Source organism: Marinobacter algicola DG893, from assembly GCF_000170835.1.
GTDB lineage: Bacteria > Pseudomonadota > Gammaproteobacteria > Pseudomonadales > Oleiphilaceae > Marinobacter > Marinobacter algicola.
Genome location: NZ_ABCP01000010.1, coordinates 1 through 17,417 on the forward strand (window position 1 = coordinate 1; position 17,417 = coordinate 17,417).

Consider the following 17,417-nt stretch of genomic DNA (forward strand, 5'->3'; position numbering starts at 1 on the left):
TCTCACCATCAATAAAGACAGCACCACGCCCAAGCACATCTCTGGCGGCCGCCCCATTCTTCACCAACCCGGCCAGACGAAGCACTGTAGCGACAGGCAACTGCTCCTGCCCGGCGAGGGAAACCTCGATAGTTGGCACGTTCTCAGGTATTTCACCCAGGCCAACCCGATTACCCGCGGACTTGTGCGCTGTCGCCGCCGCCTCAGCGTCGTGAAAGCGAGTGATAATTTCTTCTGCCAGCAGCTTTTTATAGTCCTGGGGATTTGCACCTCCGGACACTGCCGCACGAAACTCTTCCACTTCCGCCAACGGCCTGAAACTCAGCAACTCAAAATAACGCCACAGAAGATCATCCGGCATGGACAACAGCTTGGTGTACATTTCACCCGGCGAATCATTAACGCCTACATAGTTGCCCAACGACTTTGACATCTTCTGGACACCATCCAGCCCTTCCAGCAACGGCATGGTCAATACAGCCTGTGGTTTCTGACCATAGTGCTTTTGGAGAATCCGCCCCATCAACAGATTGAACTTCTGGTCCGTCCCCCCCAACTCGACATCAGCCTCGAGGGCAACCGAATCGTACCCCTGAACCAGTGGATACAGGAACTCATGGATGGCGATAGGCTGCTCGGCACGGTAGCGCTTGGTGAAATCATCGCGCTCGAGCATACGGGCAACCGTATACTGGCCCGCCAGACGAATCATGTCAGCCGCAGAAAGCTTGCTCATCCAGTCGGAGTTAAACACCACACGTGTCTTTTCCTGATCCAGGATCTTGAACACCTGCTCTTTATAGGTAATGGCATTGGCGGCAACCTGAGCTTCGGTCAGAGGCGGACGGGTTGCACTCTTGCCGGTGGGGTCACCGATCATTCCCGTGAAATCCCCAATAAGGAAGATCACCTCATGCCCCAGGTCCTGGAACTGTCGCAGTTTGTTGATCAGAACCGTATGGCCCAAGTGGAGATCAGGGGCCGTGGGATCGAATCCGGCCTTTATCCTGAGGGGGCGCCCCTCCCGGAGCTTCTCAATCAACCCTTCCTCGGGGATCAATTCATCCATGCCGCGTTTGATAACGGCCAGTGCCTCATCAATAGATGCCATGTACCACACATCCTCAATTCTGATCGTTCGGGCCGGGCGACGGTTACAGAGATCTACAAAAGAAATCTGTGCGTTACCAGCACCCCTGTTAAAGTGTACCTGCTCAGTTTTTGAACAAAGCCGCGTATTTATGGCCGGGTATTATAACAATCCCGGCCTCAGAAATCCGGCCAGTATGCCAGTAACGGTAATGTTTGATGCTGTCCTGAGCGCATTTTATACGGTAATCTGTTGGACTATACTTGAACAACAGCTTTAATTAGGTAGTACAACCTACCGGAATACCGATTAAAACGGACGCGACACGTGCTGAAAATGTTTCCGAAAACCCATATCACCATTGCCGCAGCGACCAGTGTTGTCGTAGCGGCCGCTATCTTGATGAGCCCCAGCGCCGATGTAGAAGCCAATAGAATGGCTTATTCGCTGGATCTCGACGAAGGCACCGTCAAGGCATCAGGCAAGCCAGCTCCCCGCTTGAGCGAGAAGCCCGAGCCCGCTGCCGACAAGACGCCTGAAGAAGCCACAGCAGCACCTGAATTGGCATCCATCGGCAGCGAGCCTCAGCTACCCGAGGCACTCGATACCGCTGCGGCCATGGCTGAGGTCAGTGAGCCAGTGTTGCAATGGCAGGAATACAAGATCAAGTCCGGCGACACACTTTCATCCCTGTTCGGCAAGGCCGGCTTCAACGACGGCATCATGCTGTCTGTCATCCATGGCTCTGGCGAAGCCGATAAACTTCAGCGGCTCTATGCCGGCGAAACCATCGCGTTTGCAACCGATGATGCCGGCGAACTCGCCGCCATTGACCTCCAACGCAACCTGCTGGAAACCCTTCACGTTGAAAAAACCGAAGATGGTTATTCCGGCGAAACCGTCGTCCGTGAGCCCGACGTCAAACCAGCATTTGCGTCAGGCGTTATTGACGGTTCCCTTTATGTGGCGGCGCGCGAAGCCGGAATGAGCGACAGACTGGCCATGGAAATGGCTGGTATCTTCGGCTGGAACATCGACTTCGTATACGACGTTCGTAAGGGCGACCGGTTCGAAGTAGTGTATGAGGAACTGTATCTGGACGGCGAGAAGTTCGATACTGGCAACATCCTGTCTGCCCGGTTTATCAATCGCGGCAAAGAAGTCATTGCCCTTCAGTACACCGACAGTAACGGTGATACCGACTATTACAGCCCGGACGGCAGCAGCATGCGTAAGGCATTCCTGCGCACGCCGATCAATGCCCGCGTGTCTTCTTCCTTTAATCTTCAGCGTCGCCACCCGGTGTTGGATGTCGTTCGCCCGCACGAAGGCACTGACTACGCCGCGCCTCCAGGCACTCCTATTAAGGCAGCAGGCCACGGCAGGGTGCAGTTTGCCGGATGGAAAGGCGGCTATGGCCGTACGGTCATTCTCAAGCACGGCGACAACATTACCACTCTCTACGCCCACATGAGCCGTCTCGGCAAAGGCATCAAAACCGGCACCAAGGTCAAACAGGGTGACACCGTTGGCCATGTTGGCTCTTCCGGCATGGTCACCGGCCCGCATCTGCATTACGAGTTCCGGATCAACGGCTCTCCGAGAAACTCACGGACGGTCAAGCTCCCTGATGCGAAACCGGTTCCCAAGTCAGAAATGGCCCGCTTCAAGGGATTTGCAGAGCAGCAGGTTGCCAAGTTCGAACTGTTCCGCCAGAACTACCAGCATCTGGCCCTGGCCGCTGACGAGTGAACTGAATGAAAGCCTGGATTGGATTGATGTCAGGCACCAGTATGGACGGCATTGATGCCATACTGGTGTCGTTCAGCGGCCAAACAATCCAGGTGCATGCCACCCACACCACCGCTTACCCAGACGACATACGCCGACGGCTATTCAATCTCAGTCAGAACCGGGGAACGGCAGATGACGTCGGCGAACTTGATCACGCCGTCGGCTCACTGTTCGCCCTCGCAGCGGAGACCGTGATCGGCAAGTCCGGTTTCCCGGCCTCGTCCATCAACGCCATCGGCAGTCACGGCCAGACCCTAAGACACCACCCTGATAGTTCAGCACCCTTTTCTCTGCAGATTGGCGATCCCACCGTTATCACGGAGCGAACCGGCATCACGACGGTGGCGGACTTCAGGCGGCGAGATCTGGCGGCAGGCGGTCAAGGCGCGCCACTGGTGCCGGCGTTTCATAGAGCCTTCTTTAGCTCTGAAGGCGAGGGCCGGTGCATCCTTAACCTTGGCGGCATCGCCAATATTACCTACCTTCCAGCGGACAACAATGAGCCGATCGTCGGTTTTGATACAGGGCCCGCGAATGCGCTAATGGACGCCTGGTGCATGGATCAGACTGGCCGGGCGTTTGACGAAGATGGCGCATGGGCCGAGGAAGGTGAAATCAACCAGGCGCTGCTAAGCGACCTGCTTTCGGATGCCTACTTTTCGCGACAGCCACCCAAGAGTACGGGTACCGAAAAATTCAATATTGAGTGGATCAAGACCCAATTACGTCGTCACCCCGACCTCTCCGGCGCCGATGTACAACGCACCCTCCTCGAGTTGACGGCGGTGTCTGTTGCTCAGCAGTTGCCGCAATCGCCGGGGATGACCATATTTGCATGTGGGGGCGGTGCTAAAAACAGGATTCTGATGCGGGCACTGCAGCGAACCTGCAGCCCGGCCCGCCTCGCGTCAACTGAAGACCTGGGCCTGGACCCGCAATGGGTAGAACCCGCGGCCTTTGCCTGGCTCGCAAGCCAGACACTGGCCGGCAAGCCTGGAAATGTTCCAGAAGTTACAGGCGCAGAGGGGAAAAGAATACTTGGGGCGGTGTACTACGCCTGAGCACGCGCGTCAGATCGAAAAGGAGCTACCACAGCCGCAGGTGGAGCTGGCATTGGGGTTCTGAACGACAAACTGCGACCCCTGTAACCCTTCCTGATAATCCACAGTTGCTCCAACCAGATACTGGTAACTCATAGGATCCACAAGCAACATAACGCCATCCCTTTCGATGACCGTGTCTTCCTCATCCTGCGCTTCATCGAATGAGAAACCATATTGGAAGCCTGAACAGCCGCCACCGGTCACAAACACGCGAAGCTTGAGGTCAGAGTTACCCTCTTCATCCACCAGCTCCCGTACTTTGGATACCGCGCTGTCGCTTAAGAACAGCGGTGTGATTGCCTGTTGCTGAACTACACTCAAGTCCGCCTCCGGTTACAGAAAAATCTGACCTGATTATCATATTCCTGACTAAAACAATCAACTATTCCTTGTCAGGCACCTCTACCGACTCTTCCTCCTCCGACTTCTCGTCAGGAACGGCTTTGCCGGCAGCGTCATACGGTTTGTCTCTGCTCAACAAACCCGCGGGCTCGTTCTGGTGAACCAGACTCCCGTTAACGGACGCCCCCATAGCCATCTCGATCAGATTGTAATAGACGTTGCCATGGATGGAGGCCTTTTCGGCCAGTTCAAGGTGCGTTGATGCGTAGACATCACCATGAACCGTACCGTTTACAATCACATGAGGGGCGACGATGTCCCCCTCCACGGACCCCACTTCAGACACTCTTAACACCGCATCGCCACCCTCCTCGGCAACAACCCGGCCGCGAATAGTGCCATCCACATGCAGCCCGCCGGAGAAATGCACATCCCCCTTGACCGTCGTGCGGGACGAAACCAGGGTATCGAAGTGCCCAGCGGGACGCCTAGGTTTCTGTTTCTTTTTGCCAAGCATTTTAGTTCTCCGTCAATTCATCCCAATCAAAAGTTCGTTCGGCCTGGGACGATTTACTGCCTTCTGCACGGGCGACCACCTGCAGCTCAACCGGCTCGAAACCGTCTGGCACTCGTAAAAGCCCCTCTACATCCTGAAAATACCGGAAGCGGAACTTGACGCCCAGATCGTCGATATCGTCGGACAGATCCCTCAGCGCGATCACTTCTTTCTCATCATTCCGCATACCAATGACGTTCACCGCAACCACGCCCGATATGTAACTCTTGTTGTCACCAATTTGGGTGAGCACCAGCTTGAAACCGTAGGTGTCGTCCTGGCGCCCCTGCTGCATCGTGAACCGATCAACCTGCAGCCCTTTACTGGTTTCCGAAGGCGCCATGATGTTTTTATAGAAAGTCAGATCCGCTTTCAGTGACGCGATCCGGGTTTCCAGATCAACAATGCTCCTTCTCGCCTGATTCAGAGCTTGTGCATCTATGGTTCGCCCCCGCTCCAGGTTGACCAGTTGCTGGCTGGCCTCACGGTTTTGTTCTCGAAGGTCCTCAACCTGTTCTTCCAGCAGGTCGCGGGACTGCTCGGCAGTTGAAAAACGGAATCCACCCTGCGCCATACCGGTGACATACCCCAGAATCGCAGCGATGACGGAAAACGTCAGCAATATCAAACTGCGGCGCAGTCGGTAACCTGGGCGATGCCGGATGACAACGTATTCTTCAGCGGGTTTTCTGTGTTCGCTCACCGGTCAGACCTATGGTAGCAGGGCGGGCGCTTCCAGCCCGAGGGTTTCCTTGAGGTCAAACATGATGTTCATGTTCTGGACCGCCTGCCCTGCCGCACCTTTTACCAGGTTATCAATGACCGATGAAACGATCACAATGTTGCTCTGCTCCTGCCGGTGAAGGGCCATACGACAGTTGTTGGCACCACGAACACTGCGGGTTTCCGGATGGCTGCCAAATGGCATGACGTCCACGAAAGGCTCATCCCGGAAGCGGTTTTCAAACAGCGCCTGGAGACGGTCAAAATCAGCAGGGTTCCTAAGCTCCGCGTAAAGCGTTGCCTCGATCCCCCGGACCATCGGAATCAGGTGTGGCACGAAGGTAACACCAACATCAACACCCGCCGCCTGGGACAGGCCCTGACGAATTTCCGGGAGATGGCGATGGCCGGATGCGCCATAGGCCTTGAAGCTCTCCCCCACCTCACCGTGCAACATGCCGATCTTGCCCTGACGCCCGGCACCACTGGCGCCTGACTTGGCATCCGCAATCAGTCGCGACGGATCGACCAGCCCGCTCTCAAGCAACGGCAGGAAACCCAGCTGGACAGCGGTGGGATAACAACCCGGATTAGCCACCAGTTGTGCTGTGCGAATCTTGTCCCGCACCACTTCCGGCAGGCCGTAAACCGCCTTCTCCGCCCATTCGGGACTTTCATGGGGCATGCCGTACCACTCGGCCCAGACATCCAGATCCCGGAGGCGGAAGTCCGCTGATAAATCCACGACACGAGTTCCGGCAGCCATCAGTTCCGGCATCATTCGCATGGCCACACCGTGAGGCGTGGCGAAAAAGACCAGATCACAGGCTGCCAGCGTTTTTACGTCCGGCTCGGAAAAGGCAAGGTCGTAGTGGCCGCGAAGGTTCGGATACATATCAGCGACTGGCATGCCAGCCTCGGAACGCGAGGTGATGCAACTCACCGTGACGTCCGGATGAACCGTAAGAATCCTCAGAAGCTCAACACCGGTATAACCGGTTCCACCTACAATGCCTACTTTTATCACCTGTTTCTCCAGCTGAAATCGAGTTCATAACACACATAGTCTAACATGATAAACCAATGACTTATTGCAGCCCGACCGGCGCTGGTTACAATATCGTCAAGAAACCACTCGTCTCTGGAAAACCGGCGCTCATGCGTAAACTGAGAAACAAGATTACTGAAAATCTGATCCCGGTTTTCCGACGCCGGCTGTCCGGTGTCGACGCTTTGCCGCAACTGGCAGTTCTCGGATTGCTATCCGGCCTGTTTACCGGTGGCGTTATTCTGGTTTTTCGCCTGGCCATCGAATGGCCACTCGAGTACTTCCTGCCTGGCGACGGTTCCGAAGCGTTTGAAGAGCTGGACATTCTCACCCGCGCGATCCTGCCGTTGGCCGGCGCCATCGGGCTGGGCCTGCTGATGCACAACCTGGCAACACACGACCGCAAGGTGGGCATCGTGCACGTTATGGAACGCCTGAACTACCATCAGGGCTACATTTCCGTTCGCAGCGCCCTCGTCCAGTTCGCCACCGGTGTCAGCACCGTTGTTACCGGCCAATCTGCCGGCCGGGAAGGACCCGCCGTACATCTTGGGGCAGCTATCTCCAGCCTGATGGGGCAATGGATGCGGCTCCCCAATAACAGCATCCGGACCCTGGTTGCCTGCGGCTGCGCAGCCGCCATTTCCGCGTCGTTCAATACGCCCATTTCTGGCGTTATTTTTGCCATGGAGGTGGTGATGATGGAATACACCATCGCCGGTTTCACCCCCATCATCCTGGCATCCGTTACCGCGGCGGTGGTCACCCAGGCCGCGTATGGCTCGGAGCCAGCGTTCAGTGTGCCGCCACTCACCATGAACTCCCTGCTGGAAATCCCGTGGATTATCGCCATTGCGATCATTATCGGGATCGCAGCGGCAGCCTTTATACAACTGATTGACACCACCGGCCGACATCATCACCGGCCGGTATTGCTGCGGCTCACCATCGCCGGACTTCTCATGGTGCCTTTTGCCATTGTTGTACCGGAAGTGATGGGGATCGGATACGACACGGTCCAGTTCACGATCGACAACCAGTTACCCTTTTGGCTCTTGCTGGGCGCTGGCATCGCCAAGTTGTTGATCACCTCGGTCACCCTTGGCCTTGGCATGCCCAGCGGCGTAATTGGCCCCACCCTGTTCATGGGAGCCACATTGGGAGGGGCCATGGGGTTAATCGGGGCCCAGATACTGCCAGATATGGCATCGTCCGTGGGCTTTTACGCCATGTTGGGCATGGGCGCCATGATGGGGGCCGTGCTGCAGGCACCACTGGCGGCACTCATGGCGCTGATGGAGCTCACAAGGAATCCCAACATCATTCTGCCGGGCATGCTGATCATTACCACCTCAAGCCTGGTCACCAGCGAGGCCTTCGGCAAGAAGTCTTTGTTTCTGACCATACTCAAGAGCCAGGGCCTGAGCTACCAGAACTCACCGGTTATCCAGGCTTTACGACGTGTGTCCGTTGGCGCCATCATGGACAGGAATATCCTGCGCACCGAACGCTTCCTGTCGCGAGAAGAAGCCAGAAAAATCCTCAAATCCGAACCAAAGTGGTTAGTGGTGGAAGGCAGTAGCGGCCCCACTGGCCTGCTGCCGGCGGTGGATCTCGCTCGCTACATGGAAGACACCAAAGCGCCAGCAACGGCCAGCGAAGAAGACACGACATCGGAGCAGATTGACCTGATGGACATTCCCGCCAATCGCCGGGACATCGCACCTGTGCAGTATCAGGCAACCCTGGAAGAAGCACTGAACGAGTTTGACCAGACCAACGTAGAGGCCCTCTACGTGCAGCGCCATGTTGCCCCGATGATACAACGCGTCTACGGCGTTGTGCTGAAATCGGATATCGAGAGCTACTACCAATACCGACGGAGTTGATAAATGCTGTGGGTCAAAGCCCTGCATATTGTGTCCATGGTGTGCTGGTTCGCCGGCCTTTTCTACCTGCCAAGACTGTTCGTCTATCACGCCGCCTGTGAGGACGAACCTGGCCGCCAGCGCTTCAAGATCATGGAGCGCAAGCTCTATCGCGGAATCACCACACCGTCGATGGTGGCAACGGTTGTTTTTGGTCTCTGGCTCATCGGTTACAATGTCGAGGGTTACATGAGCCAGGGCTGGATTCACGCCAAACTGTTGTTGGTTGTCCTGCTGATCGGCTACCACTTCTACTGCGGACATCTGGTGAAGGTGTTCCGCGATGACCAGAACACCCGTAGCCATGTGTTCTACCGCTGGTTTAACGAGATGCCCGTTCTGGCACTGGTCGCCGTTGTCATTCTCGCTGTCGTCAAACCCTTCTGAGGAGCCAGACTATCAACCTTCACAGCCGTCCTCACGTTCTGATTATTTCTGGTTTGGATCCCTCCGGCGGTGCCGGCATCCAGGCCGATATCCAGGCAGTGACCGCCCTGGGCTGTCACCCGCTGCCAGTGTTGTCCTGCCTGACCGTGCAAGACACCCGTAACGTATACAACGCCACTGCAACGGATCCGGACATCGTCCGCCAACAACTGGAATGCCTGGCCGGAGACACCCCCATTCATGCCATTAAAACCGGTGCCCTCGGCAACGCCGATGTGGTGGATGTGCTGGTGGACTTTCTCGCCAACCACCCTGACATTCCGCTGATTTCCGATCCGGTGATCAAGGCCGCCGGCGGCGGCGACCTCGCCGACGAAACACTGATTGCACGTATGAAGGCGCGCCTGTTCCGACACGCCGAGATGATTACGCCAAACAGCATCGAATTGGCTCTGCTGGGCGAGGACGAAGACCCGACGCAAGCCGCCCGCAACCTGCTAGACGCTGGTTGCCAGTCAGTACTGGCCACGGGGGGGCATGGCGAAGGCGAGGACATCATCAACACCCTCTACCACCAGACCGAAGAACCTTCCCGTTTTTACATTGAGCGGGTTGGTGGTGAATATCACGGCACCGGGTGCACCCTGGCGGCTTCGATCGCCGCTGGCAGGGCATCAGGCCTCTCTGCCGGGGCAGCGATTGACCAGGCGCAGAACTACGTCCTCCGTGCGATCCGGCATGCACTGCGAGTCGGCAAAGGGCAACCAGTACCCGACCGGGGCATTCCATGGCAGAGCTAACGCCTTCCGGCACCTTCAGTGCCCAGGCCATCGCCAAGGGCCTGAAGCCAGGCCTCTACGCCATTACCGACAGCCAGCTGTTATCGGAAGATCGGCTGTTAGTCGCGGTTGAGGCGGCCCTTCGGGGCGGGGCTGTGTTGGTACAATACCGTGAAAAGAAGGCGCCGGAGCCGGAACGACTGAAACAGGCGCAGGACCTGGCAGCCCTCTGCCACAACGCCCGGGTGCCGCTGATCATCAACGATGATCCCGAACTGGCCCGACGCTGCGGAGCCGCCGGCGTGCACTTGGGCCAGTCCGATGGCTCCCTGGCCCAGGCCAGACGGCAGCTTGGTGACTATGCCATTATCGGTGCGACCTGCCATGCCGACCTGGCACTGGCGTCCCGTGCGGATGCGGACGGCGCCGACTACCTGGCCTTCGGTCGCTTCTTTAACTCAACCACGAAGCCTGACGCACCCGTTGCCGAGCCCTCAGTTCTGGCCAAGTCACGGCAGTTTGGCAAACCCGTAACCGCCATTGGCGGCATTACCACAGACAACGGCGAAGGCCTGATCCGCGCCGGCGCCGACCTGCTGGCCGTAGTCGGTGGCCTGTTTGATGGTGACGTTGCCGCCATTGAAGAGCGCGCACGCCGGTTTACCAGGCTGTTTGCGCAACATCACCCACTTTTTTCATCGTCCGTACCCGAGGAGTCCTGAACCATGACCCAGTCCGAAACCCTGTTCGAACAGGCTCAGAAATACATCCCGGGAGGCGTCAACTCTCCGGTCCGGGCCTTTCGGGGAGTCGGCGGTACCCCGCTGTTTTTTAAGCACGCCGAAGGCGCCTACCTGTACGACGAAGACGATCGCCGCTACATCGACTATATCGGCTCCTGGGGGCCTATGATCCTTGGCCACGGCAACCAAATCATCAAGGATGCGCTCCACGCTCAGGTCGACCAGGGCATCGGTTACGGCGCGCCGACGGCAATCGAAACCGAAATGGCCAAGAAGGTCTGCGAACTGGTCCCTTCCATTGACCTGGTGCGCATGGTTAATTCCGGCACCGAGGCCACCATGAGCACAGTTCGACTCGCCCGCGGCTATACCGGCCGAGATAAGATCGTGAAATTCGAAGGCTGCTATCACGGCCACGTGGACTCCCTGCTGGTGAAAGCCGGCTCCGGCGCACTGACCCTGGGCGTCCCCAACTCACCGGGCATTCCCGCCAGCCTCGCGGAACATACGTTGACCCTGGCGTTCAACGATATTGAAAGCGTTCGGGAAACCTTCGCGAAAATGGGCGATGAGATCGCAGCCATCATCGTTGAGCCAGTGGCGGGCAATATGAACTGCATACCGCCTGTACCCGGTTTCCTTGAAGCGTTGCGGGAGGTATGCGACGAGCACGGCACGGTATTGATTTTCGATGAGGTGATGACCGGTTTCCGCGTCTCTCTCGGTGGTGCTCAGGGCCTCTACGGTGTCACACCAGACCTGACTGCTCTGGGCAAAGTGATTGGCGGCGGCCTGCCCGTTGGCGCGTTTGGCGGCAAACGGGAAATCATGGAACACATTTCGCCACTGGGGCCGGTCTACCAAGCCGGCACTCTGAGTGGCAACCCGCTGGCCATGTGTGCCGGACTGGCTACATTGAACGCCATTTCAGAACCAGGATTCCATGACCGGTTGACGGAAAAGACCAACGCCGTTCGCGATGGGTTGAAGGAGGCTGCGGACAGCACCGGCGTCCCATTGGCAGTGCAAAGTGCTGGCGCCATGTTCGGCTTCTTCTTCACCGATGCTCCCAAGATCACCCGCTTCGATCAGGTTATGGCCTGCGACGTTGAGCGGTTCAAGAAGTTCTTCCAGGGGATGCTGAAGGAAGGCGTATACCTGGCACCGTCAGCCTTTGAGGCCGGCTTTACCAGTGCCGCCCTGAGTGATGACGACATCCGACAGACAACGGAAGCGGCACGCCGTGTCATGAAAACGCTCTGACCGGTAATGATCGCGGTCACCGCCCCTGACTCCGAAATTCCGTCCACCCCATGGACATGTCTTTCGGGGCCCCAGGGGTGACCCGCGTCACACTTCTGACCGCCCAACCCGCCCCGGCCTCTCCTGCCGTTGACTTAGCCCACCCCATGATCAAATTATGGTCAGATCTCAGATATGAGATGCACTGACTGCGACCATCTAACAATCACAAGACAGAAGTCAGCGCACGGACGCCACGCAGTACTGCCTTGGACTGCCCGAAAATGCAGTAGTCGGCACAACCTGTTAGGTCGAGCCGCAGTTTGACAATAAATACAACAGCAAACTGTAGGTGCAACAATGAAACAATGGATCAAGGTATTCGCCATGCTGGTGGCACTGGCATGGTCGGCGCCATCAATGGCCTGGTGGTGGAATTCCACGCCCTCCAACTACACCGACACCCGCTATCCGGTGGTGTTGGTTCACGGTATGTTCGGATTCGATTCAATTGTGGGTGTGGACTACTGGTATGGCATTGCCGAAGACCTGCGCAAGTACGGAGCCGATGTCTACACCACCCAGGTACCCGCTCTGGACAGCACCATCGCCAGAGGTGAGGCGTTGCTGCCACAGATCGCTTCAATCGCAGCGGTGCACGGCAAGGTTAACCTGATTGGCCACAGCCATGGCGGGCCCACCGCTCGATACGTAGCACGGGTAAGACCGGACCTGGTAGCCTCGGTAACCTCTGTGGGCTCTCCCCACAAAGGCTCACCGGTTGCAGACCTGATCTACGGATCTCCGGCAGAAGGTCTCGCGGCATCACTGGGCAATGCACTGGGCAGCCTGATCGACCTGCTCTCCGGTGGCGGCTACAACCAGGATCTTCAGTCCAGCCTTTACTCACTGACCACCGAAGGCAGCGCCGAGTTCAACAACTTCGCCCCTGCTGGCGTTCCTGCCAGTGCCTGTGGTGAAGGTGCCTATTCCAGCAACGGTGTGCGCTTTTATTCATGGGGTGGCACTGGCGTACTGACCAACGTGCTGGACCCATCCGACGCGCTTTTGGGCACCACCAGCCTGGCGTTTACCTTCAGCCCCAATGATGGATTGGTGGGGCGCTGCAGCAACCACTTTGGCAAAGTGATTCGTGATAACTATTTCATGAACCACCTGGACGAGGTAAATCAGGCTCTTGGACTGCATAGCCTGTTCGAGACTGATCCAAAGACCGTCTTCCGGCAGCAGGCCAACCGCCTGAGAAATGCCGGGCTTTAAATAAGCCATAGGCCATGGCGGGATATGGATGTCCCGTCATGGCTTCAGAATACGGTCTCAACCCCGAGCATCACTTCCCGACGGCTGTAGTCATAACGTTCAATGGTACTGCGGTTATCCAGCACGCTCCATTCCGCCAGCATCATCCATTGGCCGGCCAGTCGGTATTCCGCCAGCAGAGAACCACGCAACCGGTTATCCGTACGCCGCTCTGAAACCAGCGCCCCATTCGACACAAATCGTTGGTCATCCTTGTAGCGGGAGTGGCGAACATCGGCCTTGCCGCCCAACGAAAATCGGCCCGACACATGGTGGCGGACTTCCGCCGCGACAAGATTGCGTATGGGAGATACGCTGAAGAACTCTTGTTGTGTCGACAGATCTCTTCGATGGTTGTCTTCCAACTGATAGTGACCGCTCAGAACCCAACTTCCCAACGCTTTATCAGCGCTGGCACGGAACCGCAGCATCTCTCCATCGTAGGCGCTGTAATCGCTGCCACCGTCAATCTTGGAAACCGAACCACTTAAGCTGCACTCAACGTTAGAGACCACAGGCGCCAAAACGCACCGATCAGGATGATAGAACATCTCGACTCGGGCCTCGCGCTCAAGGGGATCGCCTCCAAACCAGGAAGCGGACAGGTTCAGGGTTGATGTGAGCTCTCCGCCCCCCAGCTCTTTCGGCCATAACGCACCGGTGCTGAGATAAGTGTTATCAAAAGCTGAGTTCCCAGGGTACTGGCGAGTGAAGGCAACCCCGTGCACGCTGAGCTCCTTCACTCCGAGCTGAACACTTCCCGCCGCCAGAGCATCCGCAAAGCCACCTTCCCTATCACTGGATACATCATCCGGGGTCCCGGCAATATTGTCGTCGTATCCGCCAACGACTGCGAGATAGCCACTGCCATGGCGCTGATCCGATGAAGATTGCGCGGTCGCGTCCGTCAGTTGGTGACGAGCCAACGTTTGGACTTCTTCAGGCGAATCCTGGCTGGCGGCGCGTTCAAACCACTGGCGGGCGTCGCCCACGTTCCCCATCCTCTGGTTTACCAGACCGAGATTGTAGTAAGCCAGCGGTGCATGAGGCGTTTCCAGCAACGTCAGGAATACTGTCTCCGCCGACTTGAGATCGCCGAGACGGAAGTAAACAACACCGAGATTGTAGAGTAGGGATGGAGAGTTGGAGCCAGACGCACGTGCTCGCTCGAAAAAAATCCGAGCCTCTTCCAGATTTCCTTGCCGAAAGGCCTCCACCCCGGCATCGAAATCCGGTTTATTTATGACCTCCATGGCTATCGCCGCAGGCGTCGAGGTCATCAGGGCAATAAACAGAATGGCTGATCGTGGGAACCCCAAGCTTTACTCCGGAAATACGCTGTGGTGGCGCCCCTCAAAACAGACGCGTTCAGTGAGGGCACGACGAAAACCGGAGTATAGCAATTGACGAAGTGCTTCGTCGCAGAAGGAAAGTTACGATGCCGTATAGTTGGTAAGGAAAGCTAAGGCCGGTCGGGGCGATTGGAGACGTCTGGCAGATCAGGCAACTCAGGGCGCCCCTTTCGTCCATTGTCATTACGGACTTCCCGAGCCCGCTCTGACGCTGCGTTGGCGGCTTCTCGCCCTCTTTCGCGTGCGTCCCGGGCATCACGGGCCTTATCCGCAGAGTTAACGGACTTATCAGCACCACGATCTTCCGACGGTCGACCAAGTGATACCGGTTCACGCAGGTTGATCTCGCGCACGACAGACTCCGTAAGGTCCTCGTCGTCTGTGACCATTCTCATGGTCACATCAAGATCATCACTCGCAAAAACCGCTGACGGTCCCACCAAAAACAGGCTGAGACAGACGAGAAAAACCGTTCTCTGCCAGATTCCCGACATCATGACGAGGGCTCCGGACGTCCATTTATGGATGGGCCGTTGAGACTGGCCCGAAACGTTTTGGTTCTTTGGCCATCGTCAAGATGAGCGACCAGCTCACCCTCACCAGAGAACAGTATGTTTAATGGTAGGTTGACCACATTTTCGCCTTTATCCAGATCAACTCTCCAGCTCAACCTTTGGTGCCCGGGATAATCCGACACCTCTACATGAGGCGGCAGTTCCACTGTCAAAGTAACACCCTGCAGCGCTTCTCTGGAGCGAAACGCAAGCCGAACATTCCGGGCAACCGGCTTCACGACCGAGTGTTCATCCGTGCTTTCATCAACAACGGTTACTCGATGATCGGTTACTGAATCCGTTTTAATCTGCGCCAACTCATCCGCCGGTTCCTGGCCTGAACGCCAGCCAAAACCAAGTGCAATTCCCAGGACCAAGGCCGCCGCAATGGCACCTCCCACCCACGGTGCACTCCTACCGTCGTCCACAAGGCTTTTGCGGGACCGGCGCCCTCTTCCAATGGCGACATCCAGAACCTGTTTCTCAAAACCCGGCGACGAGGGCGGTATCTCTTGGCTTTCACGCATCGCGGTGACGATCGCCAACTCGTTGTGTGAGGCAACGGAACAGCTCTCACACTCAGCAAGATGCTGTTCAAGGCGGTTAACCTGAGCAGCCGAAAGCTCGGCCTTGGCCCAGGAACCCAGATTGTTTTTGCACTCGTCACACATCATTGCCATCACCTCATTCTTTCACACGCTCGGCCTGCGGAAAAAGTTCCGGACGCTCAAGTAACTTTTCCCGCAGGGCGGCCCGACAACGATGGACTCTCGACTTCACCGTGCCAACCGGTATTTCAAGCACCCGAGCAATATCTTCCTGGCTCCAGCCATCCACATCGTGCAGCAGCATCAGAGTGCGTCGATCCGGCGACAGCGTCTGAATAATCTCATCCATAACGGGCTTTAAGCGCTCGGAACTGATCTGCTCGCTGAAGTCGGGGATATCCGCGGCGTAGGAATCTAAAAAGGAGGCTTGCTGTTCCGGTTCTGCTACGTCGCTGACAGGCCTGTCGGCGCGACGTCCTTTGCGGCGGACCTGATCGATAAAGTGCCGGTACAACACGCGATTCAACCATGGTCTCAATTGCTCCACCGATTCCAGCTCCGCGAGACGGGGATACAGCTTCAAGACCACATCCTGAACCAAATCCTCTGCGTCCTGTTGCTGCCCGGCCAAACGATAAGCAAACCGGTACATAGCCTCCAAATGCGGCTGCACCAGTTTCTCAAATCGCTTGGCCCGGGAGGGGTTAAAGGAAAGTAAAGCCAAAACCGGTACTCGTTTGATTAATCGCCCAAAAAGAGGGCGCAGTTTACAACACAATCCGCACTTAAGTATTGGCCAATAACCAAACCACCGCTCAGAGTCGAAACAGCCATACCATGAGCAAAGATTAACAGAACTTATGGAACGACTGACGGACCTCCAGCGTTACCCCCTTGTGGCCATCCATTATTTCTTCAACGGGCCAGCGTCTTTCCTATAGGAGGTTTTAATGAATCAGTCTCTCAAATACCTGACAATACTTGGCTTTATCGGAGCGCTGACTGCCTGTGGCGGTGACAGCGACAGCAGCAGTCTTAGCGGAGGGGAAACCGGCAGCGTAAGCGTCGGGCTGACCGATGCACCTGTAGACAGCGCTCAGGAAGTAAACATTGAGGTTGCCGCACTGGTACTTCAACCTTCGGACGGCGAACGGCGCAGGTTTGAGCTGGAATTCCCCGAACCCATCAACCTTCTTGATTTACAGGGAGGCTCATTTGAAAGCCTCATTACTGATGAGGAAGTTCCAGCTGGCAACTACAACTGGATGCGAATCGAACTCGGCGACGACAACACTGTGGTGAACGACTCGGGCACCCACCTACTTACCACGCCGTCAGCCAGGGGCGTCCAAACGTCTGGTTTTACGGTTCCGGCAGGCGGACAAGTGAGCTTGACCATTGATTTCGACGTGCGTAAATCACTGGTAGACCCGGTAGGACAAGAGGGCTACAAGCTCAAGCCGGTACTTAGACTGGTCGACAACTCGGAAACAGGCATCATTGAAGGAACCGTGGCCGGTGAGCTGATCACCCAGGAATGCGGCGACGCCCTCACCCCCGATTTTGCCGGCAACGTATACGTTCATGACGGTGAGAATGCACAGCCAGACGACATTGGCAGCGCCAACGAGCCGCTGGTTGCTGTGCCGGTTGAAGAGAACGGAGGAGACTACTCCTACATCGCAGCCTTTATTCCGGCAGGTAACTATACCGTCAGCTACACCTGTGGCGACGATCTGATTGAAGACGATCAGGGAGAGCCTTCAGACGATGACATTGATTTCGTAGGCGCGCAAAACGTCACGGTGATCGCTGGTGAAACGGCAACGGCTGACTTCGAGATCCAAGCACCGTAAATAGCCGAAATACGAGGCTGGGGCTCTTTCGGGCACCCAGCCTTTTCGCAAA

General features: G+C 56.8%; 18 protein-coding genes. 9 read left to right on the forward strand and 9 right to left on the reverse strand.

Annotation, left to right across the window (positions count from 1 at the left end; genetic code table 11):
- The coding region (gene tyrS, locus MDG893_RS08975) for a tyrosine--tRNA ligase (protein WP_040474460.1) at nt 1-1,111 on the reverse strand (1,111 nt) is incomplete at its 3' end.
- A 306-nt stretch (nt 1,112-1,417) separates the two neighbouring features.
- Here tyrS and MDG893_RS08980 point away from each other — a divergent pair.
- A complete protein-coding gene (locus MDG893_RS08980) occupies nt 1,418-2,842 on the forward strand; it encodes a peptidoglycan DD-metalloendopeptidase family protein (RefSeq protein WP_007153446.1) in 1,425 nt (474 codons plus the stop codon).
- Between the two features lie 5 nt (nt 2,843-2,847).
- Nucleotides 2,848-3,945: an anhydro-N-acetylmuramic acid kinase gene (locus tag MDG893_RS08985; protein WP_007153447.1), complete on the forward strand. Its 1,098-nt coding sequence runs from the start codon at nt 2,848-2,850 to the stop codon at nt 3,943-3,945.
- A 9-nt stretch (nt 3,946-3,954) separates the two neighbouring features.
- Here the strand turns inward: MDG893_RS08985 and erpA are convergent, their stop codons facing one another.
- The 4 genes from erpA to argC form a co-directional block, all read right to left on the reverse strand.
- Nucleotides 3,955-4,308 carry an iron-sulfur cluster insertion protein ErpA gene (erpA, locus tag MDG893_RS08990; RefSeq protein ID WP_007153448.1) on the reverse strand — a complete coding sequence of 118 codons (354 nt, stop codon included), beginning with the start codon at nt 4,306-4,308 and terminating at the stop codon, nt 3,955-3,957.
- 61 nt (nt 4,309-4,369) lie between these two features.
- Nucleotides 4,370-4,846: a bactofilin family protein gene (locus MDG893_RS08995; protein WP_007153449.1), complete on the reverse strand. Its 477-nt coding sequence runs from the start codon at nt 4,844-4,846 to the stop codon at nt 4,370-4,372.
- 1 nt (nt 4,847) lies between these two features.
- The gene (locus tag MDG893_RS09000; RefSeq protein ID WP_007153450.1) at nt 4,848-5,588 is read right to left on the reverse strand and encodes a DUF6776 family protein; all 741 of its coding nucleotides are present in this window, start codon (nt 5,586-5,588) and stop codon (nt 4,848-4,850) included.
- A 9-nt stretch (nt 5,589-5,597) separates the two neighbouring features.
- Nucleotides 5,598-6,635 (reverse strand): N-acetyl-gamma-glutamyl-phosphate reductase, encoded by a 1,038-nt coding sequence (gene argC / locus MDG893_RS09005; protein WP_007153451.1) that lies wholly within the window; start codon nt 6,633-6,635, stop codon nt 5,598-5,600.
- 131 nt (nt 6,636-6,766) lie between these two features.
- Between argC and MDG893_RS09010 the strand changes: the two genes are divergently transcribed.
- The 6 genes from MDG893_RS09010 (at nt 6,767) to MDG893_RS09035 (ending at nt 13,016) form a co-directional block, all read left to right on the forward strand.
- Nucleotides 6,767-8,545, forward strand: coding sequence for a chloride channel protein (locus MDG893_RS09010; RefSeq protein WP_007153452.1), 1,779 nt, complete (start codon nt 6,767-6,769; stop codon nt 8,543-8,545).
- A gap of 3 nt (nt 8,546-8,548) precedes the next feature.
- A complete protein-coding gene (gene hemJ / locus MDG893_RS09015) occupies nt 8,549-8,971 on the forward strand; it encodes a protoporphyrinogen oxidase HemJ (protein ID WP_007153453.1) in 423 nt (140 codons plus the stop codon).
- A 44-nt stretch (nt 8,972-9,015) separates the two neighbouring features.
- The gene (gene thiD, locus MDG893_RS09020) at nt 9,016-9,771 is read left to right on the forward strand and encodes a bifunctional hydroxymethylpyrimidine kinase/phosphomethylpyrimidine kinase (protein ID WP_244264409.1); all 756 of its coding nucleotides are present in this window, start codon (nt 9,016-9,018) and stop codon (nt 9,769-9,771) included.
- Complete coding sequence (thiE, locus tag MDG893_RS09025) at nt 9,759-10,472, forward strand: thiamine phosphate synthase (protein ID WP_007153455.1); 714 nt, start codon at nt 9,759-9,761, stop codon at nt 10,470-10,472. Before thiD ends, thiE begins: the two co-directional genes overlap by 13 nt.
- 3 nt (nt 10,473-10,475) lie before the next feature.
- Complete coding sequence (gene hemL / locus MDG893_RS09030) at nt 10,476-11,756, forward strand: glutamate-1-semialdehyde 2,1-aminomutase (protein ID WP_007153456.1); 1,281 nt, start codon at nt 10,476-10,478, stop codon at nt 11,754-11,756.
- A 339-nt stretch (nt 11,757-12,095) separates the two neighbouring features.
- Nucleotides 12,096-13,016 (forward strand): lipase family alpha/beta hydrolase, encoded by a 921-nt coding sequence (locus tag MDG893_RS09035; RefSeq protein WP_007153457.1) that lies wholly within the window; start codon nt 12,096-12,098, stop codon nt 13,014-13,016.
- A 44-nt stretch (nt 13,017-13,060) separates the two neighbouring features.
- On the opposite strand, the gene MDG893_RS09040 is transcribed toward MDG893_RS09035, so the two are convergent.
- The 4 genes from MDG893_RS09040 to MDG893_RS09055 all read right to left on the reverse strand — a co-directional run bounded on the left by MDG893_RS09040 (nt 13,061) and on the right by MDG893_RS09055 (nt 16,233).
- Nucleotides 13,061-14,374 carry a tetratricopeptide repeat protein gene (locus MDG893_RS09040; protein ID WP_007153458.1) on the reverse strand — a complete coding sequence of 438 codons (1,314 nt, stop codon included), beginning with the start codon at nt 14,372-14,374 and terminating at the stop codon, nt 13,061-13,063.
- A gap of 143 nt (nt 14,375-14,517) precedes the next feature.
- Nucleotides 14,518-14,802 (reverse strand): hypothetical protein, encoded by a 285-nt coding sequence (locus tag MDG893_RS09045; RefSeq protein WP_244264407.1) that lies wholly within the window; start codon nt 14,800-14,802, stop codon nt 14,518-14,520.
- 98 nt (nt 14,803-14,900) lie between these two features.
- Nucleotides 14,901-15,641: an anti-sigma factor family protein gene (locus MDG893_RS09050; RefSeq protein WP_007153460.1), complete on the reverse strand. Its 741-nt coding sequence runs from the start codon at nt 15,639-15,641 to the stop codon at nt 14,901-14,903.
- 4 nt (nt 15,642-15,645) lie between these two features.
- The gene (locus MDG893_RS09055; RefSeq protein WP_007153461.1) at nt 15,646-16,233 is read right to left on the reverse strand and encodes an RNA polymerase sigma factor; all 588 of its coding nucleotides are present in this window, start codon (nt 16,231-16,233) and stop codon (nt 15,646-15,648) included.
- A gap of 226 nt (nt 16,234-16,459) precedes the next feature.
- On the opposite strand from MDG893_RS09055, the gene MDG893_RS09060 reads away from it, so the two are divergent.
- Nucleotides 16,460-17,365, forward strand: coding sequence for a DUF4382 domain-containing protein (locus MDG893_RS09060; RefSeq protein WP_007153462.1), 906 nt, complete (start codon nt 16,460-16,462; stop codon nt 17,363-17,365).
- Nucleotides 17,366-17,417: the final 52 nt, after the last annotated feature.